This is a genomic window from Mesorhizobium sp. CCNWLY176 (assembly GCF_037153935.1).
Taxonomy (GTDB): domain Bacteria; phylum Pseudomonadota; class Alphaproteobacteria; order Rhizobiales; family Rhizobiaceae; genus Mesorhizobium_M; species Mesorhizobium_M zhangyense.
The window spans coordinates 228,002-254,323 of record NZ_JBBBDZ010000008.1; the positions used below are offsets into that span (position 1 = coordinate 228,002).

General features: G+C 61.5%; 21 protein-coding genes and 1 tRNA gene. 14 read left to right on the top strand and 8 right to left on the bottom strand.

Annotated features, from left to right (window positions below; genetic code table 11):
* Positions 1-37 precede the first annotated feature (37 nt).
* Positions 38-1,495 carry a TrkH family potassium uptake protein gene (locus WBQ96_RS15830; protein ID WP_336551537.1) on the top strand — a complete coding sequence of 486 codons (1,458 nt, stop codon included), beginning with the start codon at positions 38-40 and terminating at the stop codon, positions 1,493-1,495.
* Positions 1,496-1,615: 120 nt separating this feature from the next.
* Positions 1,616-2,791 (top strand): alpha/beta hydrolase, encoded by a 1,176-nt coding sequence (locus WBQ96_RS15835; RefSeq protein ID WP_336551539.1) that lies wholly within the window; start codon positions 1,616-1,618, stop codon positions 2,789-2,791.
* 28 nt (positions 2,792-2,819) lie between these two features.
* On the opposite strand, the gene ade is transcribed toward WBQ96_RS15835, so the two are convergent.
* Positions 2,820-4,631, bottom strand: coding sequence for an adenine deaminase (gene ade / locus WBQ96_RS15840; RefSeq protein ID WP_336551540.1), 1,812 nt, complete (start codon positions 4,629-4,631; stop codon positions 2,820-2,822).
* Positions 4,632-4,890: 259 nt separating this feature from the next.
* On the opposite strand from ade, the gene WBQ96_RS15845 reads away from it, so the two are divergent.
* The 4 genes from WBQ96_RS15845 to WBQ96_RS15860 all read left to right on the top strand — a co-directional run bounded on the left by WBQ96_RS15845 (position 4,891) and on the right by WBQ96_RS15860 (position 8,898).
* Positions 4,891-5,862, top strand: a complete 972-nt coding sequence (locus WBQ96_RS15845) for a tripartite tricarboxylate transporter substrate binding protein BugD (protein ID WP_336551542.1) — start codon at positions 4,891-4,893, stop codon at positions 5,860-5,862.
* Between the two features lie 91 nt (positions 5,863-5,953).
* A complete protein-coding gene (locus WBQ96_RS15850) occupies positions 5,954-6,415 on the top strand; it encodes a tripartite tricarboxylate transporter TctB family protein (RefSeq protein WP_336551545.1) in 462 nt (153 codons plus the stop codon).
* Positions 6,416-6,424: 9 nt separating this feature from the next.
* Positions 6,425-7,936 carry a tripartite tricarboxylate transporter permease gene (locus WBQ96_RS15855; RefSeq protein ID WP_336551547.1) on the top strand — a complete coding sequence of 504 codons (1,512 nt, stop codon included), beginning with the start codon at positions 6,425-6,427 and terminating at the stop codon, positions 7,934-7,936.
* Between the two features lie 110 nt (positions 7,937-8,046).
* The gene (locus WBQ96_RS15860; protein ID WP_336551549.1) at positions 8,047-8,898 is read left to right on the top strand and encodes an alpha/beta fold hydrolase; all 852 of its coding nucleotides are present in this window, start codon (positions 8,047-8,049) and stop codon (positions 8,896-8,898) included.
* An 18-nt stretch (positions 8,899-8,916) separates the two neighbouring features.
* On the opposite strand, the gene WBQ96_RS15865 is transcribed toward WBQ96_RS15860, so the two are convergent.
* Positions 8,917-9,002, bottom strand: a tRNA-Leu gene (locus WBQ96_RS15865).
* A gap of 89 nt (positions 9,003-9,091) precedes the next feature.
* Positions 9,092-9,664: an NUDIX domain-containing protein gene (locus WBQ96_RS15870; RefSeq protein ID WP_336551551.1), complete on the bottom strand. Its 573-nt coding sequence runs from the start codon at positions 9,662-9,664 to the stop codon at positions 9,092-9,094.
* Between the two features lie 196 nt (positions 9,665-9,860).
* Here WBQ96_RS15870 and WBQ96_RS15875 point away from each other — a divergent pair, with 196 nt between their 5' ends.
* Positions 9,861-10,964, top strand: coding sequence for an NADH:flavin oxidoreductase/NADH oxidase (locus WBQ96_RS15875; RefSeq protein ID WP_336551553.1), 1,104 nt, complete (start codon positions 9,861-9,863; stop codon positions 10,962-10,964).
* Between the two features lie 8 nt (positions 10,965-10,972).
* Here WBQ96_RS15875 and WBQ96_RS15880 read toward each other — a convergent pair whose 3' ends face one another.
* Positions 10,973-11,941: an alpha/beta fold hydrolase gene (locus WBQ96_RS15880; protein WP_336551555.1), complete on the bottom strand. Its 969-nt coding sequence runs from the start codon at positions 11,939-11,941 to the stop codon at positions 10,973-10,975.
* 149 nt (positions 11,942-12,090) lie between these two features.
* On the bottom strand, positions 12,091-12,690 hold the full coding sequence (gene wrbA, locus WBQ96_RS15885; RefSeq protein WP_336551557.1) for an NAD(P)H:quinone oxidoreductase type IV: 600 nt from the start codon (positions 12,688-12,690) through the stop codon (positions 12,091-12,093).
* Positions 12,691-12,876: 186 nt separating this feature from the next.
* On the opposite strand from wrbA, the gene WBQ96_RS15890 reads away from it, so the two are divergent.
* Together WBQ96_RS15890 and WBQ96_RS15895 are read left to right on the top strand one after the other, a co-directional pair.
* Entirely contained in the window at positions 12,877-13,635 is a 759-nt protein-coding gene (locus tag WBQ96_RS15890) for a competence/damage-inducible protein A (protein WP_336551559.1), read from the top strand.
* Between the two features lie 140 nt (positions 13,636-13,775).
* Positions 13,776-14,615, top strand: coding sequence for a universal stress protein (locus WBQ96_RS15895; RefSeq protein ID WP_336551561.1), 840 nt, complete (start codon positions 13,776-13,778; stop codon positions 14,613-14,615).
* Positions 14,616-14,648: 33 nt separating this feature from the next.
* Here WBQ96_RS15895 and WBQ96_RS15900 read toward each other — a convergent pair whose 3' ends face one another.
* Entirely contained in the window at positions 14,649-15,269 is a 621-nt protein-coding gene (locus tag WBQ96_RS15900) for a glutathione S-transferase family protein (RefSeq protein ID WP_336551563.1), read from the bottom strand.
* Between the two features lie 207 nt (positions 15,270-15,476).
* Here WBQ96_RS15900 and gpt point away from each other — a divergent pair, with 207 nt between their 5' ends.
* The 5 genes from gpt (at position 15,477) to WBQ96_RS15925 (ending at position 23,758) form a co-directional block, all read left to right on the top strand.
* Positions 15,477-15,974, top strand: coding sequence for a xanthine phosphoribosyltransferase (gpt, locus tag WBQ96_RS15905; RefSeq protein ID WP_091913432.1), 498 nt, complete (start codon positions 15,477-15,479; stop codon positions 15,972-15,974).
* A 207-nt stretch (positions 15,975-16,181) separates the two neighbouring features.
* On the top strand, positions 16,182-16,673 hold the full coding sequence (locus WBQ96_RS15910; protein ID WP_336551566.1) for an NUDIX hydrolase: 492 nt from the start codon (positions 16,182-16,184) through the stop codon (positions 16,671-16,673).
* Between the two features lie 105 nt (positions 16,674-16,778).
* On the top strand, positions 16,779-18,320 hold the full coding sequence (locus tag WBQ96_RS15915; RefSeq protein ID WP_336551567.1) for an inorganic phosphate transporter: 1,542 nt from the start codon (positions 16,779-16,781) through the stop codon (positions 18,318-18,320).
* A gap of 695 nt (positions 18,321-19,015) precedes the next feature.
* Positions 19,016-22,822 (top strand): vitamin B12-dependent ribonucleotide reductase, encoded by a 3,807-nt coding sequence (locus WBQ96_RS15920; protein WP_336551569.1) that lies wholly within the window; start codon positions 19,016-19,018, stop codon positions 22,820-22,822.
* A gap of 282 nt (positions 22,823-23,104) precedes the next feature.
* Positions 23,105-23,758, top strand: a complete 654-nt coding sequence (locus tag WBQ96_RS15925; protein ID WP_336551571.1) for a hypothetical protein — start codon at positions 23,105-23,107, stop codon at positions 23,756-23,758.
* 173 nt (positions 23,759-23,931) lie between these two features.
* Here the strand turns inward: WBQ96_RS15925 and WBQ96_RS15930 are convergent, their stop codons facing one another.
* Complete coding sequence (locus tag WBQ96_RS15930) at positions 23,932-25,617, bottom strand: ATP-dependent nuclease (RefSeq protein ID WP_336551573.1); 1,686 nt, start codon at positions 25,615-25,617, stop codon at positions 23,932-23,934.
* A 272-nt stretch (positions 25,618-25,889) separates the two neighbouring features.
* The coding region (locus WBQ96_RS15935; RefSeq protein WP_336551576.1) for a hypothetical protein at positions 25,890-26,322 on the bottom strand (433 nt) is incomplete at its 5' end.

Here is a 26,322-nt window from a genome sequence, read left to right on the forward strand (position 1 = left end):
GACGGCGCGGTCGCGATAGCTGGGGTCCCGTCAATCCGTGAATAGAGTTGCCATTCGCGCCGCGATCCACGTTGCAGCGGTCTTTGCCATCTATCTTTCAGCCGCGATGCTCATCCCTGCAGCGGTCGATCTCTATTACGGCAACAAGGACTGGCGCGTCTTTGCCTTTTCGGCCCTTTTCATGGGCGGACTGGCCATGGCCGTTGCCTTGGCGACGCACGGCAACGCCCCGCCCGTAACGAGCCGCTTCGGCTTCCTCCTGGTCAATCTCCTGTGGCTGACCATGGCGCTCGCGGGCGCCGTTCCGTTTCTCGCTTCCTCGCTCGATATGAGCATCACCGACGCGGTGTTCGAATCGGTTTCAGGCATCACCACCACCGGCTCGACCGTCATCAACGGGCTCGACCATGCCCCGCCCGGCCTGTTGATGTGGCGCTCGCTTCTGAGCTTCATGGGCGGCCTCGGCGTTATTGCGCTCGGCCTTTTTCTCCTGCCTTTTCTGAATATTGGCGGTATTTCCTACTTCAAGATCGAATCCTCCGACATCGAAGACCGGCCCTTCGAGCGCTTCCAGACCTTCACGCTCAGTCTCATCGGCATCTACACCGCGCTCGTGCTTGCCTGCGCCATATCCTACGCGGCCGCCGGCATGGACGGGTTTCACGCGGTCAACCATGCCATGTCGACAGTGGCTACGGGCGGCTTCTCCACCCACGACACGTCCTTCCTGCGCTATGCCGACAATCCGGCCATCCTGTGGACCGGCACGATCTTCATGTTCATCGGCGGGCTGCCGTTTTCGATCATGATCCTGTTCGCGATCCGCGGCCGTTTCGAAGCGCTGCGCGACCCCCAGATCCGGGTCTATGCCGGCTATTGCGTCGTCTTTGCCGTGGCGGTCGCGATCTATCTGCGTGTCACCACGGGAGAGTCGTTCTTTCAGGCCCTGACCCAGTCCACCTTCAACTTCATGTCGCTGATCACGACGGCAGGCTTTGCCAGCCAGGACTATACGCTGTGGGGACCGTTCGCCGTCACCTGCGTCTTCGTCGCCACCTTCCTCGGTGGCTGCTCGGGTTCGACCACCGGCGGCATCAAGGCCTATCGTTTCCTCATCCTGTTCGAGCTGATGGCAAATGGCCTGCGGCGGCTGATCTATCCCAACACGGTCATTCCCGTGCGCTATGGCGACCGCTCCGTGCCGGACGACATGCAGCGCGCGGTTGTCCTGTTCATCTCCTCCTTCCTGGTGCTCTGGGCCATCACCACCGTTCTGCTCGGCGCCACCGGCCTTGACTTCATCACCGCCCTCACCGGCTCGCTGACATCGCTCACCAATGTCGGTCCGGGGCTTGGCCCGATCATCGGCCCGGTCGGCAATTTTTCCTCGCTGCCCGATGCCGCGAAATGGATTTGCTCTGCCGCCATGCTGCTTGGGCGTCTGGAAATCCTGGCCGTGCTGGTGATCTTCACGCCCACCTTCTGGGGCCGCTGACCGTTTCCCGATAACAACACCGTGTCCGATTAGGTGACGTGTCCCACGGCCGCAGGCTGGACCGCACAGGCGCGAGCAGCTATCAGGAAACTGGCCGGAGAGGAAAACTGGCCGGAGCGCATGATGTTTCGTACCGTGTCGGCCAGGTCTGCTGTTATCGCGCTTGCACTGCTTGTCGCCGGCTGCGCAGGCCAGAACACGCGCGAACTGATCGCCAGCAACATCGTCCAGGCGCCCGCCAGTTCCATCGCCGGCAGGCACGAGATCTTCGTCGCCACCACGCGTGCAAAGGCTACCGATCCCAAGGAGGCCTACTCCGGCGATCGTTCCGCCACCGTCAGTTTCGCCCGCGTCGACATGACCGTCCCGGCCATCCACAAGACCGGCGAGATAGAACGCCGCAAGCGCGGGCAACGCGCCGATCCAGCAAAATACTTCACCGCCGACAGCATCAGCACCTTCGACAGCACCGCCGCATTCTCGAAGTCGCTACGGGCAGATATCGCGCAACGCGGCGGCCGCGCCCTCGTCTTCGTTCACGGCTACAACACGGCCTTCGACAGCGCAGTCTATCGCGTCACCCAGATCGCCCACGACGCCAGCTACTCCGGAACGCCGGTGCTGTTTTCCTGGGCGTCAGGCGCCAAGGTGTCCGACTACGTCTACGACAACAACAGCGCCACCGCCGCCCGCGACGCACTGGAAGAAACGCTGCGGCTCGTTGCCAAGTCCGGCGCCACGCGCATCGATATCATCGCCCACTCGATGGGCAACTGGGTGACGATGGAAGCTTTGCGCCAGCTTACCATCACCGGAGACGGCGATCTCGGCGGAAAGCTCGGCGATGTCGTGCTTGCCTCGCCCGATATCGACGTCGATGTCTTCAAGAGCCAGATGCATCGCTACGGCAAGCCGAAGAAGCCATTCTACCTGTTCCTTTCCGGCGATGATCGCGCACTCGAGATTTCAAGCCTGATCGCCGGCAACAAGCCGCGCCTCGGCGGCTACAAGGACGCCGCAGATATCGCCAGCCTCGGCGTCGTGGTCATCGATCTCAGCAAGGTCAGTTCCGGCGACCGCCTCAACCACACCAAATTCGCCGACAACCCTGTGCTGGTGAAACTGCTCGGCGAGCGCCTGGCCACGGACAGCAAACTTGGCACCGGCGAGACCGATACCAGCGGGCGCATCGGCAATCTGGCAGGCGGCATCACACAGACCATCGCTTCGGCAGCCGAGATCGTCATCACCACGCCGTTCGAAGTGCTGAATGTCGTGGTCGGCGGCGGGCAATAACGTACAGCCCGCCGGCGACCGAAGCGGCTCAGAGAAACAGATCGACCTTCTCGAACTTCGTCACATCGATGATGCCGGCATCGGAAATCCGCAGTTCCGGTATCACCACCAGCGCCAGCAGCGAGTGCTGCATGTAGGCGTTGTTCAGGCTGCAGCCCATCTTGCGCATCGCCTCGGTCAGCTTCTCGGCCTTTTCCGCAACGATTTCGGCGCGCTCGTCAGACATCAGGCCAGCGATCGGCATCTCGACCAGCGCCAGTTCCTTGCCTTTCGAAAACAGCACCACGCCGCCGCCGACCTCGCCCAGCCGGTTGGCGGCCTTGGCCATGTCTTCCTTGTTGGTGCCGACGACGATCATGTGGTGGCTGTCATGCGCCACCGTCGAGGCCATGGCGCAATCCTGCATGTAACCGAAGCCCGAGACGAAGCCGTTGACCACCCCGCCCGTGCCGCGATGGCGCTCCACCAGCGCGATCTGGCAGACATCGTTGCGGCGGTCCATGGCGACAAGCCCGTCCTCCACCGCCAGATCTGCCTCCAGCGCCCGTGTCGGGGCCTGGTTCTCGATCACGCCGATGACGCGAACGCGCACTTCATTGGCGCCATCCGGTGCAGCGATATCGAAATCCTTCGCCTTCAGCTTCTTGCCGAGCTTGACGGTGTTCTTCGCACTCTTCGGATAATCGTAAGCCGGGATGTCGATTTCCAGCTTGCCAGCCTTCGCCAGCCGCACGCCGCGTCCGTAAACCTCGTCGATCTTCATCTCGACCAGATCCGAAACGATCAGGAAATCGGCCAGCCGGCCCGGCGTGATCGATCCGAGCTCGCGTTCCAGCCGGAAATGCTGCGCGGTGTTGATCGTCGCCATCTGGATGGCGGTTATCGGCTTCAGCCCCTGCGCGATGGCATGGCGCACGACGCGATCCATATGCCCCTCATGCACCAGCGTGCCGGAATGGCTGTCGTCGGTGCAAAGGATGAAGTTTCGCGGATCAAGCCCCTGTTCTGTCACCGCTTTTATCTGCGTAGCGACATCGTACCAGGCCGAACCGAGACGCAGCATCGCCTTCATGCCTTGCCGGACGCGCGCTATGGCGTCCTCGGCGCGCGTGCCTTCATGGTCGTCTTCGGGACCTCCGGCGACATAACCGTGGAACGGCAGGCCGAGATCGCGCGAGGCATAATGCCCGCCGACCGTCTTGCCGGCCTTCACGGTCTCGGCAATGCCGCCGACCATCACCGGGTCGTTGGCCGCGACGCCGGGAAAATTCATCACCTCGCCGAGCCCGATGATGTTGGGCCATGTCATCGCCTCGGCCACATCCTGCGGCCCGAGCGAGGCTCCGGCATTTTCGAGCCCAGGTGCCGACGGCACGCAGGACGGCATCTGCACATGGACGTTGATCGGCATCGCAGCCGCCTCGTCATGCATGAGCCTGACGCCGTTCAGCCCGAGCACATTGGCAATCTCATGCGGATCGATGAACATCGAGGTCGTGCCGTGCGGAATGACGGCGCGCGCGAATTCGGTCACCGTCACCATGCCGCTCTCGACATGCATATGCGCATCGCACAGGCCCGGCACGAGATAGCGCCCACCGGCGTCGACCACCTTGGTTCCGGTACCGATGGCGTGCGAGGCATTCGGGCCGCAATAGGCGAAGCGCCCGCCCACGATCGCCAGGTCGGTCCCCGCTATCACCTCGCCGGAATGGACGTTGACCCAGCGCCCGTTGCGCACCACGAGGTCGGCCGGCTTGCGACCCATGGCGACGTCGACCAGCGCAGTCGCCATATCCGTCCACGGCCTGGGTGCACTGAACGCCTGCTTCTTGACCATATGCGACTCCTGTTTCGCCCGTTTCTGCCAAGCCTTCGGAACTTTGACCAGTTGCGATTTGCGGGCGTTGCTTCACTGTAGCGTATAATCCCATCGTCGTATTGCGCTTGACAGCCAAAGTCATGTCCATTTCGATGACCGTTCGTCCTGCCGGCATTTGCCCCCGGTTGGCGGACGCAAAGGGAGGAGAAGCGGCCGTGAATGTTCACGCCGCGGAGGAGCGGGTTGAAACCCCGCCCGCAATGGGAGGAATTCATTGATGAAAAAGCTGCTCGCAGCACTCGCCACGACTGCCGCGTTGACGCTCTCTTCGGCGGCGTGGGCGGACTATCCGGAACGTACCATCACGGTCGTCGTGCCATTTGCCGCGGGCGGCCCGACCGATACGGTCACGCGCCTCGTCGCAGAAGCGATGTCGAAGGACCTCGGCCAGCAGGTCATCGTCGAAAATGTCGGCGGTGCCGGCGGCACGCTTGGCGCCGGACGCGTCGCCTCGTCCGAGCCGGATGGCTACACCTTGCTCCTGCACCACATCGGCATGGCCACCAGCGCCACGCTCTACCGCAAGCTCGCCTATGACACGCTGAACGCCTTCGAATATGTCGGCCTCGTCACCGACGTGCCGATGACGATCGTCGCCCGCAAGGACCTCGAACCCGCCGACCTCAAGGGCCTGGTCGAATATGCCAAGGCCAACAAGGACACGGTCACCGTCGCCAATGCCGGCATTGGGGCTGCCTCGCACCTTTGCGGCATGTTGTTCATGAGCGCGATCGACACTTCGCTCGTAACCGTACCCTACAAGGGCACCGGCCCGGCCATGACCGACCTGCTCGGCGGCCAGGTCGACATCATGTGCGACCAGACCACCAACACCACCAAGCAGATCCAGGGCGGCACCATCAAGGCCTATGCCGTGACCTCGGCCAAGCGTCTCGACGTGCTGCCTGACGTGCCGACCGCGGAAGAAGGTGGCCTGCCCGGTTTCCAGGTCGGCATCTGGCACGGCATCTACGCGCCCAAGGGCACGCCGGTCGAAATCACCGAGCGCCTGTCCAAGTCGCTTCAGGTGGCACTGAAAGACCCCAATGTGATCGCCCGTTTCGCCGAGCTCGGCACCGTGCCGTCGTCCGAGGCCGACGCCACGCCGGCTGCACTCAAGGCCAAGCTCGAAAGCGAAATCGCACGCTGGAAGCCGGTCATCGAAGCGGCCGGTCAATACGCCGACTGATTCTGATTTCATGGACGGGGCGCCAGGCGCCCCGTCCATCCTTCATCCATCGGCATTTCGCCCGCAGCGCGGGCGTGGGGGACAACGCCTGATGAAATCTTTTTCAATCGATTCGACCAACGGCCTCTGCGGCGCGATATTCGTCGGGCTTGGCCTGTTCTTCGCGATACAGTCTTTCGGGCTCGAACTGGGCACCACCTTCCGCATGGGACCGGGTTATTTTCCGCTGGTTCTGGCCTGCGTGCTGATCCTGCTCGGAGCCATCATCCTGGTACAGGCCACGCGTGTCGCCGGCGAACCGATCGGGCCTATCGCATGGCGCGGTATGCTGCTCATCCTGCCCGCGCCGATCTTCTTCGGCCTGACCGTGCGCGGTCTTGGCTTCGTCCCCTCGATCTTTTTCACCTCCCTCATCGCGGCCTTCGCCAGCACGCGCATGAAACCCCTGCCCGCCCTCCTGCTGGCGGCGGGCGTGACCGTGTTTTCCGTCGCCGTCTTCAGCTATGCGCTCGGCCTGCCGTTCCAGCGCTTCGGCCCCTGGCTGCCGTTTTAGGAGCGCGCAATGGACCTTCTCAACAATCTCGCCCTCGGTTTTGCCACGGCATCAACGCTCTGGAACCTCGGCTTCTGCCTTATCGGCGTGCTGCTCGGCACGCTGATCGGCGTGCTGCCCGGAATTGGCGCCACGGCGACAATCGCCATGCTGCTGCCCATAACCTTCCAGATCGGCGATCCGGTCTCGTCGCTGATCATGCTCGCCGGCATCTATTACGGCGCGCAATATGGCGGCTCGACCACCGCGATCCTCATCAACATGCCGGGCGAGTCCTCCTCGGCCGTCACCGCGATCGACGGCTACCAGATGGCCAAAAATGGCCGTGCGGGTGCGGCACTCGCCATCGCCGCGATCGGCTCCTTCTTCGCCGGCACGGTTTCCACGTTCCTCGTCGCCATCTTTGCGCCGCCGCTGACTGCAATCGCGCTGAAATTCGGCGCCGCCGAGTATTTCTCGCTGATGGTCGTCGGCCTCGTCTCCTCGATCGCGCTTGCCCACGGCTCGATCATCAAGGCGCTGGCCATGGTCGTGCTTGGCCTGCTGCTCGGCCTCGTCGGCACCGACATCTATTCCGGCACGCCGCGCTTCACGCTCGGCATCCGCGAATATGCCGACGGGCTGAACTTTGTCGCGGTGGCGGTCGGCGTTTTCGGCGTCGCTGAAATCCTGCGAAACCTCGAAAACGAGCACGAGCGCTCGGTGCTCATCAAGAAGGTAAGCGGCCTGTTTCCGACCCGCGAGGATTTCAAGGAAATGGCCGCACCCATCGTGCGCGGAACCATCATCGGCTCGCTTCTCGGCATCCTGCCCGGCGGCGGTGCGGTTCTGGCCGCCTTTGCCTCTTACACGGTCGAAAAACGTGTGTCGAAGCACCCGGAACAGTTCGGCAAGGGCGCCATTGCCGGCGTCGCCGGTCCCGAATCGGCAAACAATGCCGGCGCCCAGACCTCCTTCATCCCGATGCTGACATTGGGCATTCCGGCCAACCCGGTCATGGCGCTGATGATCGGCGCGATGATCATCCAGGGCATCGTCCCCGGCCCCAATGTCGCGACCGAGCAGCCGGCGCTGTTCTGGGGCATCATCGCCTCGATGTGGATCGGCAACCTGATGCTGATCGTGCTGAACCTGCCGCTGATCGGCCTGTGGGTGAAGCTGCTGACAATCCCCTATTACGTGCTGTTCCCGATCATCATGGCGTTCTGCGCAATCGGCGTCTACAGCGTCAATTCCAACGTTTTCGACCTCTACTCCGTCGCCTTTTTCGGCTTCATCGGCTACGTCCTGACCAAACTGCGCTGCGAGCCGGCACCCTTGCTGCTCGGCTTCGTGCTCGGCCCGTTGCTGGAAGAAAACCTGCGCCGCGCCATGATCCTGTCGCGCGGCGATCCGACGACCTTCGTGACGAGGCCGATCAGCGCGATACTGCTGCTCATCGCGCTCGCCGTGCTGGCCGTCGTGTTCCTGCCCAGCGTCAGGAAGAAGCGCGATGAAGTGTTCGTCGAGGAGGACGCCTGATCCCCTAGGTGAATCATCCCAATTCTCGATCCTTTCGAGCAAAGTGCGCCATTGACTTTTTTCGCGCAAAGGCAGTGATTTAGCGCCACTCGCAGCAAGTGGAGATGAATATGCGCGCCCTTTGGATTGCACTGGTCTTTGCGGTTTTATCGATCGCAGGCACCGGCGCATCGCTAGCCGAGGAGCGCTGGCAGACACTGCCCCAGCCCGCGCCCATGCCGCCCGCCAACGAAAGCGGCTACGCCAAGGTCAACGGCATCGAGATGTATTATGCCATCTATGGCCAGGGCGAGCCGGTGCTGCTGATCCATGGCGGGCTTGGCCATGCCGATATATGGTCGAGCCAGGTCGCTGAACTCTCCAAGACCCATAAGGTGATCGTCGCCGACAGCCGCGGCCATGGCCGCTCGACCCGCAACGACCAGCCCTTCGGCTACGACCTGATGGCATCCGACTATCTGGCGCTGCTCGACCAGCTGAAAATCCAGAAGACGGCGCTCGTCGGCTGGAGCGACGGCGGCATCATCGGCCTCGACATCGCCATGAACCATCCCGAGCGGCTGACAAAACTCTACGCGCAGGCCGCCAACGTCACCACCGACGGCGTCGACCCCGGTGTGCTGACCAACAAGACTTTTGCCGCCTATATCGAGCGCTCAGGCGAGGATTACAAACGCCTGTCCCGGACGCCCGACCAGTATGACGCCTTTGTCGGTCAGATCAGCCATATGTGGGAAAGCCAGCCGTCCTGGACCAAGGAGCAACTGGAAAAGATCACCATTCCGACGGCAATCGTCGCCGGTGACCATGACGAGGCGATCAAGCGCGAGCACACCGAATACATGGCCTCCGTCATTCCCGGCGCAAAGCTGATCATCCTGCCCAATGCCAGCCATTTCGCCATGCTGCAGGACCCTGCAGGCTATACGAAATCCGTGCTCGATTTCATCGATGCCAAGTAGGGCTTGATTGTCGGGAGATGGTGCGGACGGCGGGACTTGAACCCGCAAGACCAGAGGTCGACAGATTTTAAGTCTGTTGCGTATACCAATTTCGCCACGTCCGCTTCGCGGTCACTCGTAACGGAGCGGGACAAGATTGCAAGCCCGCATTGTGGTGTGTCGAGATTCAAATAACGGCGGCCGCACCCGAATATCATCCCCTCGTCAGCTTCAGATGCTGAAGCAGGATGATCGTCTTGGCATCAATGATGCGGCCGTCGGTAATGGCAGCAACCGCGTCATCGAGCGTCATCTCCAGCACCTCGATATCCTCGCCCTCGTCGGCAGCGCCGCCACCTTCGGAGATACGGTCGGCCGGCGTATAGTCGGCAACGAAGAATGATAGCCGCTCGGTCAAGCTGCCGGGGCTCATATAGGGCGTGAACAGGTGTCTTACGCCGCGCAGGCGGTAGCCGAGTTCCTCCTCCGCCTCCTTGCGGATGCAGGTTTCCGGATCGTCGGCGTCGAGCAGACCGGCGCACGCCTCGATCAGCGGCTCCTTGTGGCCGGTAACATAGGCCGGAAACCGGAACTGCTGCACCAGAAGCACGGTTCCGCGCTCCGGGTCGAAAGGCAGGATCACCGCTCCGTCGCCGCGATCATAGGTCTGGCGAATCTGCGTTTCCCAGCCGCCGTCGCGGCGCTGGTAGTCGAACACCGTCTTCTTGAGCAGCGCCCAGTCATCCGAAAGAACCTCCTCGGACCGAATGCGGATGCGATCTTCCATGACGGCGAACTCCTGCTTTGCGGCATCGGCACTACCCGCAAATCCTTGCCTCCGCAACGCGCCTTTGTTGGCACAGCAGCCCTTGCCTTCGCTTGATCGAACATTCAGTTTGGCCGGCGAACCGCTTCACCCTCTCGTGTATGGCGCCGGCCAGTCCCTTCTCCTACATGACGACGATACCCACGCTGGAGTTTTCATGACCAAGCATCTGTTTTCCCCCATCACGCTCGGCAATCTCGAATTCCCCAATCGCATCGCAGTTGCGCCGATGTGCCAGTATTCCGCCGACGACGGCTCGGCCACCGACTGGCATCTCCAGCATTGGATGAACCTTGCCATGTCGGGTGCCGGCATGGTCACGGTCGAAATGACGGATGTCGAGCGGCGCGGCCGCATCACCCATGGCTGCCTCGGCCTCTATTCCGACCACAATGAAGCGGCTGCCCGGCGCACGCTGGATGCCGCCCGGCGCGTCGCCACCCCCGGCACCAAATTCGGCGTCCAACTGGCCCATGCCGGTCGCAAGGCGTCGAACCGTTTGCCTTGGGAAGGCGGCACGGCACTTGGCCCCGACGAAGACCCCTGGCAGATCGTCTCGGCTTCCGCCATCGCCTTCGACGATGGCTGGCAGGTGCCGGAGGCGCTTGACGAAGCAGGCATCGAGCGGATCGTCTCGCTTTTCGCCGACGCGGCAAAGCGCGCCGCGCGCGCCGGCTTCGACTTCATCGAACTCCATTCCGCGCATGGCTATCTGCTGCACCAGTTCCTGTCGCCGCTGTCCAACAAGCGCACCGACAAGTGGGGCGGCTCGCTGGAAAACCGCATGCGTTTCCCTGTCGAGGTTGTGAAAGCGGTGGTTGCGGCAGCACCCGGACTGATGGTCGGCGCGCGCATGTCGGTAACTGACTGGGTCGAAGGCGGCTTCGACGTGCCTGACGCCATCGAAGTCGCCAAGGCCTACAAGGCTGCGGGTGCTGCCTATATCTGCTGCTCCAGCGGCGGCAACTCACCGCTGCAGAAAATCCCGACCGGTCCCGGCTATCAGGTCCATCTGGCAACCGCTATCCGCGATGGCGCCGGCATTCCGACCCGCGCCGTCGGCCTGATCGACATGCCCCGGCAGGCGGAGGCGATCATCACCGAGGACAAGGCCGATATGGTGGCGGTGGCACGCGCGCTGATTGCCGATCCGCGCTGGCCATGGCGGGCAGCAGCCACGCTCGGGCATGAATTCCATCCCGCCCCGCAGCTTGCGCGCGGCGAGCCCTTCATGCGGCACTGGACGCAGGCAGCCGGGTAAGCGCGAACTCAGGCCGCCAATACCCTGCCCGCCATCTTGCGAATGAACGCCACGGCTTCGGCCGTGGCGGTGAATTGCGGCATGTGGCCGATGCCGTCGAGCAATTGAATGTCGATGCCCGGCACCTTGCCCTCTATCGCAGCTAACTGCACCTTGTGGTCCAGTACGCGGTCGCCGGTTCCGAATAATATGGCCACCGGCAGCTTTATTTCGCCGTAGCGCGCTTCCAACTGGCCAAGATCTTCCTCGACCGCGACGAAATCCGTGGAGGTCGCATAGATATGACTCGGTCTCAGCCCGAGCATGCCTCCGCCCTTGACGATGTAATCGGCAGGAACGCCTTGCGGGCCGAAGATGAATGCCAGCGTCTGCTGCGCATATTTCATCGCCATCGGCACGGCCACCGTATTGGCGAGAAGCCAGCGCTGCAGCGGTGACTTGATGTAGAGACCCTGGAACTCCGCCGGCACGCTTTCGGCCCGATGCGTCAGCGGCGACATCAGCGCGATGCCCGAGATCGTATCGGGATGATCGAGCGCCAGCGCGAGCGTGATCGCCCCGCCGAGCGAGTGACCGACGATCAGCGGCTTTTCCAGCCCGAGCTTTTCGATGAAATGCCGGAGCACCTGCGCCTGTTCGGGCAGGCGACCGCTTGCGCCTGCCACACGTGACGAATAGCCGGAACCCGGCCTGTCGAGCGCGATCAGCCGAAAACCGTCGAGCCTGTCGAACAACGGATGGCGAAACTGGAGAAGCTGCGCGCCGAGGCCGTGAACAAAGACGATCGGCCGCCCCTCGCCTTGGTCGACATAATGGATGCGGTTTCCATCGACGTCGATGAATTTGCCGGCGGGTGGCACCTTCCTCTCAGCTTCTGCCGCGATCCGGCGCGTAACGAGGATGAAATAGCCGGCCACGAAAGCAGCGACCAGGAACAATGCAGCGAGAAGCCACAACAGGATGGTGGAAAGCGTCATGAGAGCCCCGTGCCGAGAGTGTCGGGCTCAAGTCTATCCGTCTTTCAAGCCACAACAAGGCATCGCCGTGCCAATGAAGCCCGCCAAACGAAAATGGGCGGCGCTGTGAAGGGCCGCCCGTAAGATATTTTGATTGTTGAGAAAAGGTCTCAACCGTGGAGCTTCGTGGCAATCTCAGCCACCCGCTTGCCCTGGAACTTCGCGCCTTCCAGTTCCTGTGCCGAAGGCTGGCGCGAACCGTCGCTGTCCGAGGTGGTGGTCATGCCGTAAGGCGCGCCGCCGCGCACCACGTCGTTGCCCATCTGGCCCTGATAGGCATAGGACAGCGGCACGATGATCATGCCGTGATGCTGCAGCTGCCACTGGGTCGAGATCAGAGCCAGTTCAGCGCCGCCGTGCTGGGTTGCGGTCGAAACCATGGCCGAGCCGACCTTGTTGACCAGCGCGCCCTTGGCCCAGAGCGGGCCGGTCTGGTCGAGGAAATTCTTCATTTGCGAGGCCATCATGCCGTAGCGGGTCGAGGTCGCGATGATGATGGCGTCGTAATTTTCCAGTTCGAGCGGGTCGGCGATCGGCGCGTCCTGGTCGAGCTTGTAGTAGGCAGCCTTGGCCACGGCCTCAGGCACCAGTTCGGGAACGCGCTTGATCGTCACCTCAGCGCCGGCTTCACGCGCGCCTTCGGCGGCGGACTTCGCCATCTGCTCGGTGTGACCCCAGCTCGAATAATAAAGCACCAATACCTTGGCCATTCTCATGTCTCCTTGCAGGTGAAATCGTGCGAAGCGACGCTTGGGTCGCCGTACGGAGAACATTTAGGCCCAGCATCGTTCAGTGGAAACGCCTAAGTTGCCGACAGTTCGTTCACAATTTGAGCACCATTGCCGGAAGTGCCTTGCCGGGCTATCTCACCAAAGCCATTTCTTCCGGAGTCTCCCATGACCGATATCGTCACTGCCGCCATGATCGTCATCGGCGACGAAATCCTTTCGGGCCGGACCAAGGACAAGAATATCGGCCACCTCGCCGACATCATGACCGCGATCGGAATAGACTTGAAGGAAGTGCGCATCGTTCCCGACGAGGAGGACGAAATCGTCGCAGCAGTGAACGCGCTGCGGGCAAAATACACCTACGTCTTCACCACCGGCGGCATCGGCCCGACGCATGACGACATCACCGCCGATTCCATCTCGAAAGCCTTCGGTGTGCCCTGCGAATATGACCCCAAGGCCTATGCGATGATGGAGGCCAATTACGCCAGCCGCAGCATGGAATTCACCGAGGCCCGCAAGCGCATGGCGCGCATGCCGCGCGGTGCAGATCATATAGCCAATCCGGTCTCGCTGGCGCCCGGCTTTCGCATCGGCAATGTACATGTCATGGCCGGCGTGCCGTCCATTTTCCAGGCCATGCTCGACAATGTCGTGCCGACGCTGAAGACCGGCACGAAGCTTATTTCGGTCACCATCGAGTGTCCTTTCGGTGAAGGCACGATCGGCGGCCCGCTGGGCGAAATCCAGAAGCGGCACCCCGACACAATCATCGGCTCCTACCCGAAATATCTCGATGGCACCTTCCGCACCGATCTCGTCGTCCGTGCCCGCTCGCCCGAAGCGCTGGAGGCAGCGCGGGCCGAAGTCGCCTCGATGGTTGCCGGCCTCGCCGAAGCTGCAAAAGCCGCCAAGCCTGCCTGACTGCCGAAACAGGGGTCACAGGCCCCGATCACCTGCATGTCAACGCGCTTGCGCGCCAATATTGCTCGCCGTGCGGAACCGCCAAGGCCGTGATAGAGTTTCCTTCTGGGATGTTCATACGTCGCATCAAGGAGGCTTCCATGCCGTTCAAGACGATCGTTGCCATTATCCAGAGCAAGGACGACGCCGAGCGCGTCCTTGACTGCGCGATCCCCTTTGCCGCCCGCTTCGAGAGCCATGTGATCGGCGTGCATGCCGAAGCGCTGCCGGTCGCCTATACGTCGGCGGTCGGCTTTCCCGACACCGAGTTCCTGCAGGCCACTGCCGAGGTCAACAAGGAACGCGCCGACCAGCTCGAGGCGCTGTTTCGAAGCCGCGTGACCGAATCCGGCCAATCCTCGGAGTGGCGCAGCCTTGAAAGCTTTTCCGGCGACAGCGCCCATTGCGGCATTTCCAGCGCGCGCTGCGCCGATCTCGTCATCGCCGCCCAGCGCGACCCGCATGCGGATTCGACGGCTACCGCCGATGTCGACGCACTTCTCTACGAGTCCGGGCGCCCGGTGCTGGTCGTTCCGCATGACGGACCGGCCCAGAGCAACTATGGCCGCATCATCATCGCCTGGAACGGCAGCCGCGAGGCCGCACGCGCCGCCTTCGATGCCCTGCCGCTGATCCTGGAAGCCAAGCACACGGAAGTCTTCGTCATCGACCCGCCTGAAGATGCGGATGAAGACGCCGACGCCTCCGGCGCCGAAATCGCGGCAGCCCTTGCCCGCCACGGCGCAAATGTGACGGTCGCCTCCGAGGAATCGAAACGCCGCTCTGTCGACGATATCCTTCAGGAACGCGTCGCCGCGACAGGCGCCGACCTTCTGGTGCTCGGCGCCTACAGCCATTCCTGGCTGCGGCAATTGCTTTTCGGCGGCGTCACCCGAACGGTGCTGCAGTCGATGCCGGTGGCGACGTTCATGTCGCGATAAGGCATCGCGGTCGCAGCGCAGGAGAATTGGACCTCAGGTCAGCGGTATCATCACCGCCGTCTGATAGGCTGGCCGCGCGGCGAGCCGGTCATACCAAGCCTTCAGGTGGGGCAAGGCTGGCCTTTCGATCGGCATACCAAACCAGGCATAAGCAAAGCATCCCAGCGGTATGTCGCCCATGCCGAATTGAGCGCCTGAAAGAAACGGCTGCCCGGCAAGGGCCTTATCGGCGATCGACAGCAGCCGCGTGCAATCCTCTAAACCTTTCCTGAACGCCGCATCGTTGCGCTGGTCAGCGGGCAGGCGCACGACATTCCAGAACACATCGCGGAAAGGAGCAGCGATGGACGACGTCGCCCAATCCATCCACTTGTCGGCATCGGCGCGAACGGTTGGGTCCGCCGGAAAAAGCGTGCCGTTACTATACTTTGCAGCCAGATAGCGAACGATCGCATTCGATTCCCACAGCACGAAGTCTCCGTCCTTTATGCAGGGAACGAGCCCGTTGGGGTTCATCGCGCGATATTCGGAATCATTGACGACGCCGAAGGCGCCACCGGCATTGACATGTTCGAAAGGCAAGCCGAGTTCCCCGGCGCACCACAGGACCTTCTTGACATTGGTGGAGTTTCCACGACCCCAGATCTTCAGCATGTGAGCCCTTCATTCCTGCGCAGATTTTTCGTGCCGCCCGCAATGACCATAACTTTGACCGGCATACAATCGCGTCTGGCGCCGGATGCGAAAATCAATAGGGCTCCCCACATTGGAGAGGCTTGCCAAACGCCGGTCTTTCCGGCTAATTGCGCCCGCATTCCCTGAGTTTTCGCGCGTTGCGACGCGCCACCGGAGTGCCGCGCAATGTCCCTTCCCGAAAAAGCCTTTCCCGTTGCCTGGGACCAGTTCCACCGTGACGCCCGCGCGCTGGCCTGGCGGCTTGCCGGCGTCAACGGACAGTGGAAGGCCATCGTCTGCATTACGCGCGGCGGGCTGGTTCCAGCTGCCATCATCTCGCGCGAACTCGGCATCCGCATGATCGAGACCGTCTGCGTCGCCTCCTACCACGATTACACGTCACAAGGTCAGTTGCAGGTCCTGAAGGAAATCACCCCTTCCCTGCTCGAAAATGACGGCGAGGGCGTGCTCATCGTCGACGACCTCACCGACACCGGCAAGACCGCGGCAATCGTGCGGGCGATGATGCCGAAGGCCCATTTCGCTACTGTGTACGCCAAGCCCAAGGGCCGGCCGCTGGTCGACACCTTCGTCACCGAGGTGTCGCAAGACACCTGGATCTACTTCCCCTGGGACATGGGCTTCACCTACCAGAAGCCTATTTCCGACGATCACGCAGGCTGATTGCTTGGCCGCGTCACCGGTGGCAATCGAGCGGGTCTCTACCTATATTAAGTTGCAACTTTCGACTGATCTCCACCTAGGTCCTGCATCACTGCTTCACCTGATTTCGGTCGGGGGTTAGTCGAATTTTTACTATTATTACGCATAATTAACTCTAATATTCGTGAGACGGCAAACGAATCGGAGATTCAGGAAAGACCAACGTCGATGCTTATGAACCACGTCACACGCAACCATATGGTTGAGCGGATCAGGCGCCTCTTCGGAGCGATGCCGTGCCGTGTGCAGGTTGCCGCATTGCCGTGGCGCGAACGCGCCGGTCGGACCGAGATCATGCTGATCACCAGCCGCGACACCGGCCGCTGGGTTCTGCCCAAGGGCTGGCCGGAAGGCAGCGAGCAGCTTTATGAGTCTGCTGCGCGTGAAGCAGCCGAAGAAGCAGGCCTTTCCGGCTCCATGTCCCATCTCGAACTTGGCCGTTACTATTACGCCAAGCGCCTGTCGTCCGGCATGGAACGGCGCTGCGAAGTGCTCGTATTTCCGATGCATGTCGACGACGTCGCCTCCAAATGGCCTGAGAAAGACGAGCGCAAGCGCGAGTGGTTTCCCGTTTCCAAGGCAGCAAGGCTGGTGCGGGAGCAGGATCTTGGCGAGCTCATCAGGCACTTCGGCCAGAGCCGACACAAAACCGCTGCCTGATTTCGCTAACTTCCAGACGATGAACCACGCAGCAGGCCCACACTCCGCCAGATATGCGCCGACGGCTCGGGTCTCCGGCCTGCCCTGGCCGCGGCTTCGCCGACCATGAGCGACGGCGCGCGCTCCAAACATACGCTCGACAAGGATCTGGGCCGGTTGGCCGATATCGAGGAGGCAACCGGCTTCGTCGCGCGTGGATTTCTTGCGCCCGGCCTGGCGCTGGTCTTTCTGATGCTGGCGGCGGCAGCGGCTTCGCTCTACGTCTTTGGCGAGCCGCGAGCGGTTATCATCATCATAGCTGCTGTGATCGCGGCCTATCTGGCCATGAATATCGGCGCCAACGACGTTGCCAACAATGTCGGCCCTGCCGTCGGCGCCAAGGCCATGACCATGGTCAGCGCACTGATCATCGCCGCCATCTTCGAAACGGCAGGCGCCCTGATTGCCGGCGACGCTGTCGTCGCGACGATTTCATCCAACATCATCCAGCCTGATGTCGTTTCCGATCCCGCGGTGCTGATCCGGCTGATGCTTGCCGGCCTCGTCTCTTCGGCGCTGTGGATCAACTTCGCCACCTGGATCGGCGCGCCGGTGTCGACCACCCACTCCATCGTCGGCGGCGTGGTCGGTGCCGGGGCTGCAGCCGCCGGCCTCAGTGCCGTCGATTGGCTATCGATGACCACCATAGCGACGAGCTGGGTCGTGACCCCCATCCTGGGTGCTGCAGTCGCGATCATCTTCCAGGCCTTCATCAAGACCGCGATCATCTATCAGGACGACAAGATCGCCGCCGCAAGGCGCTGGGTTCCGCTGCTGATCGCTCTCATGACCGGCTCTTTCGCCACCTATCTGGTGACGAAGCTCTTTCCCAGTGCAGGCGCATGGGTGACGGCGTTGATCGGCATCGCCTGCTTTCTGCTTGCCTGGGCGTTCTCCCACCGGTCCGTGCTGGCGCAATCGCAAGGCCTGGAGAACCGCAACCGTTCGCTCAGAAAACTTTTCCGGCTGCCCCTGATCGGCTCCGCCGCACTCCTGTCCTTCGCTCACGGCGCCAACGACGTCGCCAATGCGGTCGGGCCGCTGGCGGCGATCGTCGATGCAGCCAGAAAAAGCGCGGTCGCAGACGTCGTCAGCATCCCCTTCTGGGTCATGCTCATCGGCGCGCTCGGCATTTCCTTCGGCCTGCTGCTCTATGGACCAAAACTGATCCGCATCGTCGGCGGCGAGATTACCAAGCTCAACCCGATGCGCGCCTTCTCGGTAGCACTTGCCGTGGCGATCATCGTCATCGTTGCCTCGTGGTTCGGCCTGCCGGTCTCCTCGACGCATATTGCCGTGGGCGCGGTCTTCGGCGTCGGCTTCTTCCGCGAATGGTACATCGAGCACTCCACGCATCGCCGCGCCTATCTCGAGCGCCGCAGGCAATTGAAGAAGACCGGCAAGGCGGGAGCGAGAAACGAATCGGCTGACGACGACGAGGACGACGACGACAACCCGCGCAAGGGGCCATCGAGCGAGGAGATCACCCGCCGCCGCCTGGTGCGCCGCGCCCATGTCAGGACCATCGTCATGGCGTGGGCGACCACGGTGCCGGCTTCGGCCCTGCTGGCAGCATCGATATTCGCCCTGCTCGGCGCCGTTTCCTGAAGGCGCGATACGCTCGCGGCTTCTGCGATTCGGCCACCCTGGCGCGCAATCGGGTGCAGCCACCAAGCATCAACCAATAGCAAGATGTTTTTTTCGAGCGGTTCCCGCAAAACCGCGCCGCCGCGCGTTTGCGGCATTTCTTCTCCCCACTATCCACATAAGTGACACACAAGATGTTGGGGTCATAAAAGTTACAGAAACGAATCCTTGACGATGAAATCCGAGTCGTCTTTTATGGATCATGTGCTCTTGTTTAGAGTGCAGCCGGCGGGTTCACTGAACCAGTCTTTTTTCCCGGATTAGCATGCGTTCTGGCGGATTTGCCCCGTTTCGACGGTGGGCTTTCGCACGCGTTCTGGCAGGAATTTTTGTCGCGTAGCATGCCTGTGTGACACTGGAATAAATAACTGTTTAACACTATATTTAGTGTTTGCGATCAGGCTCCAACACTAGGTAGTGTGACCTTCCCTCAACAAGGGGAATCACAGCCAAGCGTTGGATTGAGGCCTTCGGTCTCGCCGAAAGAGGATTGCCGGCCAGGGGATTTGGCATAGCGGTGGTCCTGGCGGGAACGAAGGCCGGGGACACCGGTTTTCTCCGTGAAAGCCGGGCATTGAAAGGGCATGCGCCTTCATGCGGAAACTGCGAGGGTTTCCTGTGGATAGGTGCTATATATAGGGACTGAGGACGGACAAATGCGCATCGAGCGGCGTTTCACCAAGGACGGACAATCGGCTTACGCGGAGATCGAATTCCGCAAGGCGCTGAGCGAGATCAAGAACCCTGACGGTTCGGTGGTCTTCCGCCTCGACAACATCGACGTGCCGGCGCAGTTCTCCCAGGTCGCCGCCGACATCCTCGCCCAGAAGTATTTCCGCAAGGCCGGCGTGCCCGCCCGGCTGAAGAAGGTCGAGGAAAACGACGTCCCCTCCTTCCTGTGGCGCTCGGTGGCCGACGAGGCCGCGCTCGCCGACTTGCCCGCAGACGAACGCTACGGTTCCGAGATCGACGCCCGCCAGGTTTTTGACCGTCTCGCCGGCACCTGGACCTACTGGGGCTGGAAGGGCGGCTACTTCAAGTCCGAAGACGACGCCCGCGCCTTCAAGGACGAACTCGCCTACATGCTCGCCACGCAGCGCGTCGCGCCGAACTCGCCGCAGTGGTTCAACACCGGCCTGCATTGGGCGTATGGCATCGACGGCCCCGGCCAGGGCCATTTCTATGTCGATCCCTTCACCGGCAAGCTGACCAAGTCCAAGTCGGCCTATGAACACCCGCAGCCGCATGCCTGCTTCATCCAGTCGGTCGCCGACGATCTCGTCAACGAGGGCGGCATTATGGACCTGTGGGTGCGCGAGGCGCGCCTGTTCAAATACGGCTCCGGCACCGGTTCCAACTTCTCCATGCTGCGCGGCGAAGGCGAAAAGCTTTCCGGCGGCGGTAAGTCCTCCGGCCTGATGAGCTTCCTCAAGATCGGCGACCGCGCTGCCGGCGCGATCAAGTCGGGCGGCACCACGCGCCGCGCCGCCAAGATGGTGGTGGTCGATGCCGATCACCCCGATATCGAGGCCTATATCGACTGGAAGGTGAATGAGGAGCAGAAGGTCGCTTCGCTCGTCACTGGCTCCAAGATCGTCCGCAACCACCTCGCCGCCATCATGAAGGCCTGCATCAACTGCGAGGCCGACAATGGCGACTGCTTCGACCCGCTGAAGAACCCGGCGCTGAAGCGCGAGATCAAGGCGGCCAAGAAGAATTCCGTTCCGGAAAACTACGTCAAGCGCGTCATCCAGTTCGCCAAGCAGGGCTACAAGTCCATCGACTTCAAGACCTACGACACCGACTGGGATTCGGAAGCCTACCTCACCGTTTCGGGCCAGAACTCCAACAACTCCGTCTCGCTGAAGGACGACTTCCTGCGCGCTGTCGAGACAGACGGCGACTGGAACCTGACCGCCCGCAAGGACGGTCGCGTCATGAAGACGCTGAAGGCGCGTGACCTGTGGGAAAAGATCGGCCACGCCGCATGGGCCTCCGCCGATCCGGGCCTGCATTTCAACACGACGATGAACGACTGGCACACCTCGCCGGCGGCAGGCCCGATCCGCGGCTCCAACCCGTGCTCGGAATACATGTTCCTCGACGACACGGCCTGCAACCTCGCCTCCATCAACCTCCTGCCCTACCGCAACGCGGACGGCACGATCGACATCGCAGCCTATGAGCACACCGTGCGCCTGTGGACCATGGTGCTCGAAATCTCGGTGATGATGGCGCAGTTCCCGTCCAAGGAGATCGCCAAGCTTTCCTACGAATACCGCACGCTCGGCCTCGGCTACGCCAATATCGGCGGCCTGCTGATGACCTCCGGCATTCCTTATGACTCGGATGAAGGCCGCGCCATCGGCGCAGCACTCACCGCCATCATGACCGGCATTGCCTACGCCACCTCGGCCGAAATGGCCTCCGAACTCGGCGCCTTCGCCGATTACGACCGCAATGCCGCCAACATGCTGCGCGTCATGCGCAACCATCGCCGTGCCGCCTATGGCGACAAGGACGGCTATGAGAAGCTCGCCGTCAATCCGGTGCCGCTGGTCGCTTCCGACCTCAAGCAGCAGGAACTGGTGACGCATGCCCGCGCTGCCTGGGACCGCGCCATCGAGCTCGGCGAGGAGCATGGCTATCGCAACGCCCAGGCGACCGTTATCGCGCCGACCGGCACGATCGGCCTCGTCATGGATTGCGACACCACCGGCATCGAGCCCGACTTTGCCCTGGTGAAGTTCAAGAAGCTCGCCGGCGGCGGCTATTTCAAGATCATCAACCGCGCCGTTCCCGAAGCGCTGCGCACGCTCGGCTACACCGAGAGCCAGATCGCCGAGATCGAAGCCTACGCCGTCGGCCATGGCAATCTCAACCAGGCGCCCGGCGTCAACCCCGGCTCACTGCGCGCCAAGGGCTTCCCCGACGAGAAGATCGCAGCACTTAACGCCGCTCTCAAGCAGGCTTTCGACATCAAGTTCGTGTTCAACCAGTGGACGCTTGGCGCCGACTGGGTTAAGGAGACCTTCGGCTTCACCGACGAACAGCTCAACGATTTCTCGTTCGAGATCCTGCCTGCCCTCGGCTTCTCCAAGAAGGAGATCGAGGCCGCCAACATCCACATCTGCGGTGCGATGACGCTGGAAGGCGCGCCCTTCCTCAAGGACGAGCACCTGTCGGTGTTCGATTGCGCCAACCCCTGCGGCAAGATCGGTAAGCGCTATCTCAGCGTGGAAAGCCACATCCGCATGATGGCGGCTGCCCAGCCCTTCATCTCGGGTGCGATCTCGAAGACCATCAACATGCCCAACGAGGCGACCGTCGAGGACTGCAAGGAAGCCTACATGCTGTCCTGGAAGCTGGCGCTGAAGGCCAACGCGCTTTATCGCGACGGCTCCAAGCTCTCCCAGCCGCTCAACGCCTCGCTGCTCGCCGACGATGAAGAGGACGAGGATGACGTCATCGAGGCCCTGCTCGCTGCACCCGCAGCAGCACAGGCCGTGACGATCACCGAAAAGATCGTCGAGCGCGTGGTCGAACGCCTCTACCGCGACCGCGAAAAGCTGCCGAACCGCCGCAAGGGCTACACCCAGAAGGCAGTCGTCGGCGGCCACAAGGTCTATCTGCGCACCGGCGAGTTCGACGATGGCCGCCTCGGCGAAATCTTCATCGACATGCACAAGGAAGGTGCGGCCTTCCGCGCCATGATGAACAACTTCGCCATCGCCATCTCGCTCGGCCTGCAATATGGCGTGCCGCTGGACGAATATGTCGAGGCCTTCACCTTCACCAAGTTCGAGCCGGCCGGCATGGTCGTCGGCAACGACGCGATCAAGAACGCAACGTCGATCCTCGACTATGTGTTCCGCGAACTGGCCGTCTCCTATCTCGACCGCGGCGACCTCGCCCATGTCGACACGTCGGACTTTTCCAACACCTCGCTCGGGCGTGGCATTTCGGAAGGCCGGGCGCAGGCAGTCTCCAAGGGCCTGACCCGCGGCGCACCGCTGAAGGTCGTCTCCGGCATCGGCTCGGCCGACCCGAAGGGCTTTGCCGGCACCCCCGCCAGCCAGCCGGCCAAGGTCGCCCCGACCGCCTATTCCGGCTCGAACGTGCGGGCGCTCGCAACCAGCAGCGCAACGGTAACGGCGCTCAAGCCCGTCATGGCGGAACTGCGCGAAGAGGCGACCGCCTTCAAGCGCGACTATGAGGAGCGCGCCAAGGAACTGGCCGAGGAAGCCGCAGTCGAGGACACCTCACCGGCTGCTGCCCTCTTCACCGAAGCAGCCGCAAACGAAGTGACGGACGCCAAGGCCAAAGCCGCAGACCGCCGCATGAAGTCGATGCTGCAAGGCTACACCGGCAACTCCTGCTCGGAATGCCAGAACTTTACGATGGTAAGGAACGGCACTTGTGAGAAGTGCGATACTTGTGGGGCTACGAGCGGGTGTTCGTGATGATGAAACGGCAGCTATCGCCAAACGCATAGTTTGGTAACAAATACCCAAATGTTGCCTCAAAATACCCAACGGTCCGCCTCTAAGGCGGACCGTTCTAGTTTTGGCCTTCTATAGGGATGTTGGCGAGTGCCATAACGGTAGTTGTACGAGTGCACTCGGGTTGAAGCTGCCCCTACTGGGCAACCACTCTCAAGCTGAGTGGACAGATGCGGCGCGCTGCGAGAATTCGAATGTACCCGTGCTTGCCGCACTGTCGACAACGGAAGGATTTCGAGGGAAATGACGGTTCCGACGAAGTACGCGAATAGCTACGTGCCCGTGAAGTATTTCCTCTCTTCCTACCGCGCGCTCTCCGACGCCCGCAGCGGAATACGCCACCTCGAGGAGCGGCTCGAAGCAGCAACTTTCCTTCTGTCTGAGTGGAAAGTCATCTGGATCGGCACCTGCGCGGTTCTCAGAACGGCAATCGAACTGTTCAGGGTCGATGCGAAGTCGTGCCTAGCTCCACCGATAAGGGAAGAGATCGCTGTAGAGTGGAAAGCCATCAAAGACCAGAAAGAAGAGCATGCAATCTTCTGGGATTTTCTGAGGCAGGAGCGCGACAACGTTATGCACGAATACCAATGGCGCGCCTACGAGACTTGGATGAAGCCGGACGGCACTTTCCGTTCCGCCCGACTCTCGCTCTTAATGGTGGATGACGACGGTGCGCGTCCCGTACTGCTCATGAAGGGTGGGACCTTCGAGGGGCGCAACTCGCTCGAGCTGTTGAAGGAAGGAGCCGACTGGGTGGAGGCTCGTATCTTTGGCGCGATCCGGAGAGCGGGGCTGGAACCCGACGAGGTCCGGGGAGTGGTTCACTTCCAGCCGCGGCCGAAGCTGAAGCCAGGGTCCCTCTGCGACCCAAGCGACGACGAGGCGTCATCGGGCTAACTCACTTGAATTGAGCGACATGCGGTCAGGACGACCCAAGAGCTAGTAAGTGGCAATCGGCTTTCACGCGGTCATGCTCGGCTTACGCTCTTTGCCGTCGTTTCCCCGCCTAAGTGACGTACCTTCCAAATCCGCGGATGTGCATCGTCAAGATACGCGTCTGCTCCCCGAGCTCATCCGACCACGCCGTCTGGATCAGGTACAACGGGAAGCTTCTTTTTCACTTCCGCCAACAGCTCCTTCACGAACTGCGGGACGTGACCCTGCTGCACGAGAGTCTCGGCGATGAAGCGGGCCACGAGGGGTTTATTGCGGTCGCCCGAGATGCCGAGTTCCGAACGTGCTTTTATCTCCAACTCGCCATAGAGGCCTGCCTGGATCGCCTCGACGTGGCTGCGGCACTGCTTCTCCCAGTTACCTTCGAGGATTGCGTAGTTTTCGTTCACGCAGGGCAAGGGCTCGTCTACTTCTTGGATCTTCAGCAATCGGCACAGGGTGCGGTTGGCGGCTTTCTCCGAGGCGTTCCCAGAGTCATTGTCGAACATGGTGTAGGTCCGGATACCATGGGCATCGTATAGCTGTGTCAGCATGTCGATCGCGGCCTTGCCTCCCGCGGCGACGATGGAAATGCCATGCTCGTCGAAATCCATATCCCATGCACGGGCAAAGACCGGGAGCGCCTCGCGCTCAGAAGCACCCTCGACTACGATGACCACTCTAGCGAAGAAAGCCTCCGTCATCTCGGCCGTCCGTACATTCCTAATGAAGGCATGCATCGACGGCACCGTGATGGGGCGGTCCGGGTGCAGCTTCTTACGAGCGGCAAGCAGTTCGTTGCTGGAGGCGGTTCTTACCTGCGTGCAGACGTCGTCGTCTTCATCCTCACATCTCTCGACGAGAACAATGCGGTCGCTTCGGGCGACATCAAGAAAATGCGCGCTGTGGGTAGTGATGAATATCTGATTGCCTGCTGCTGCCAACTCCTCGAACTGCTTCATCAGACTGCGCTGCGCATGCGGGTGTAGATAAAGTTCGGGTTCCTCGATACCAAGCACCGCATCACCCCGAAAGGACTTGGCGAACGCTTGGAAGAGCGCCAGCACGAGGACGTTCCGCACACCGGAGCCAACCTCAAGCGGGTTTCTCGGAACCCCGCGCTCGATCAGCGTCGGATAAAGGCTGCGGTAGAGGTTGGTCTCCTCCATCGTCCTGAACTCGAAGGAGACATCGTAACGAGCCGTTCGGAGTTGAGCCGCGAAAGCATCCTTCAGTTGCTTTTCGAAGTCCTTGTATTGGTCCGTTTGCAGGAGTCCATGGGCTGTCTTCAACGCCTCTCTGAGCTGCATTAGCTTGTCACCGCTGTCCCTTAAGGTCTGATGCAGATGTCTCAGGGCCTGGCCGAATATCGACCAGCGGGAGGTGGAGAACTGCCGCTCGTAGTTGCGACTGGCGTCGACATAGGCGAACGCGAGTTCCTCGCGTTGAGCGTTGTTGAAGCCCCGGATGCCGTAACCTTGCTTATCAGTCGCGCTGAGCGTGTACTGGGCCTTGGAGGTGTCGAAATCGATCTTGGATACATTCGGGTGGTCCAGTGTTAGCCGGATATGGACCTCGTTGTCTCGGTCTCGGCCATAGTAATCGGAATCATCTAGGTTCCCAGGCATGGGCCACCGCTCGCCCAGCAAGAAGTTAATCGCGCTCAGGATGTTGGTCTTGCCCGCATTGTTTGCTCCGACGAGGATGCAGATATCCTCTGGGTAGAAGTCGACATGTTTTATCGACCTCCAGTTCGCGATCTGAACACGGTTAATTTTCAATGCGCCATCCCCAAGCGCGTTCAATCTATCGGTGAGATTCAAAGAAGGCGAGTCCGCTACGCAAGCGCTTTCAACGGTCATATCCCCCAGTATGGTTGGCAACCAAATGCTGGATATCGAATCGAGTGGCAGTTCGACTTGAAAACTGCAAGTGGCAGCTAACGGCCAACGCCCACATGAGCCCAAATCGTGGCGACCGTGCCGATTTGGAGGCACCAGCGGTTGTGTTACCGAGTTGTTCGGCGAGAAATGCGGGCAGCGGTGAAAACATTACCGCTTTACTACTGCGAGCAGCGGAATCTCAGATCGGCATCTTACGTTTTCGGCTTATTGAACAGCTCAAAAAACACATCTAGCAACTTTGGAGTTCCCACAGCGGGCGGGGATTTCTCATCGAGGGCCTCCTCGTCACTCTCCCCTTCATCGCCGCCATAGTCAGCACCATAGTCCTCAATGGCATAGTCAGGGTCCATATCGTCAGAATCTTCCGATTCCAAAAAAACCTTGGGTGGTGCAGTCCACTCGATGATGCTTGCTTTGGCAGCATGGAGCTTCCTAAGTATCGGGGTCGGAGCTTCTTCGAGCCATTTTGCCTCGCCCATTCCAAGATGCACCAATTCTAGCGTTAACGGCCAATAGGCTCCAGAAATGGGGTTTCCGGCAACCTTTGCCGTACGCCTCCGGCGAGGGCCGCCTTGCGCGAGCAAGGCACGATAGCGAGGCTGCGCTCTTAAGGTCGTCCTTACG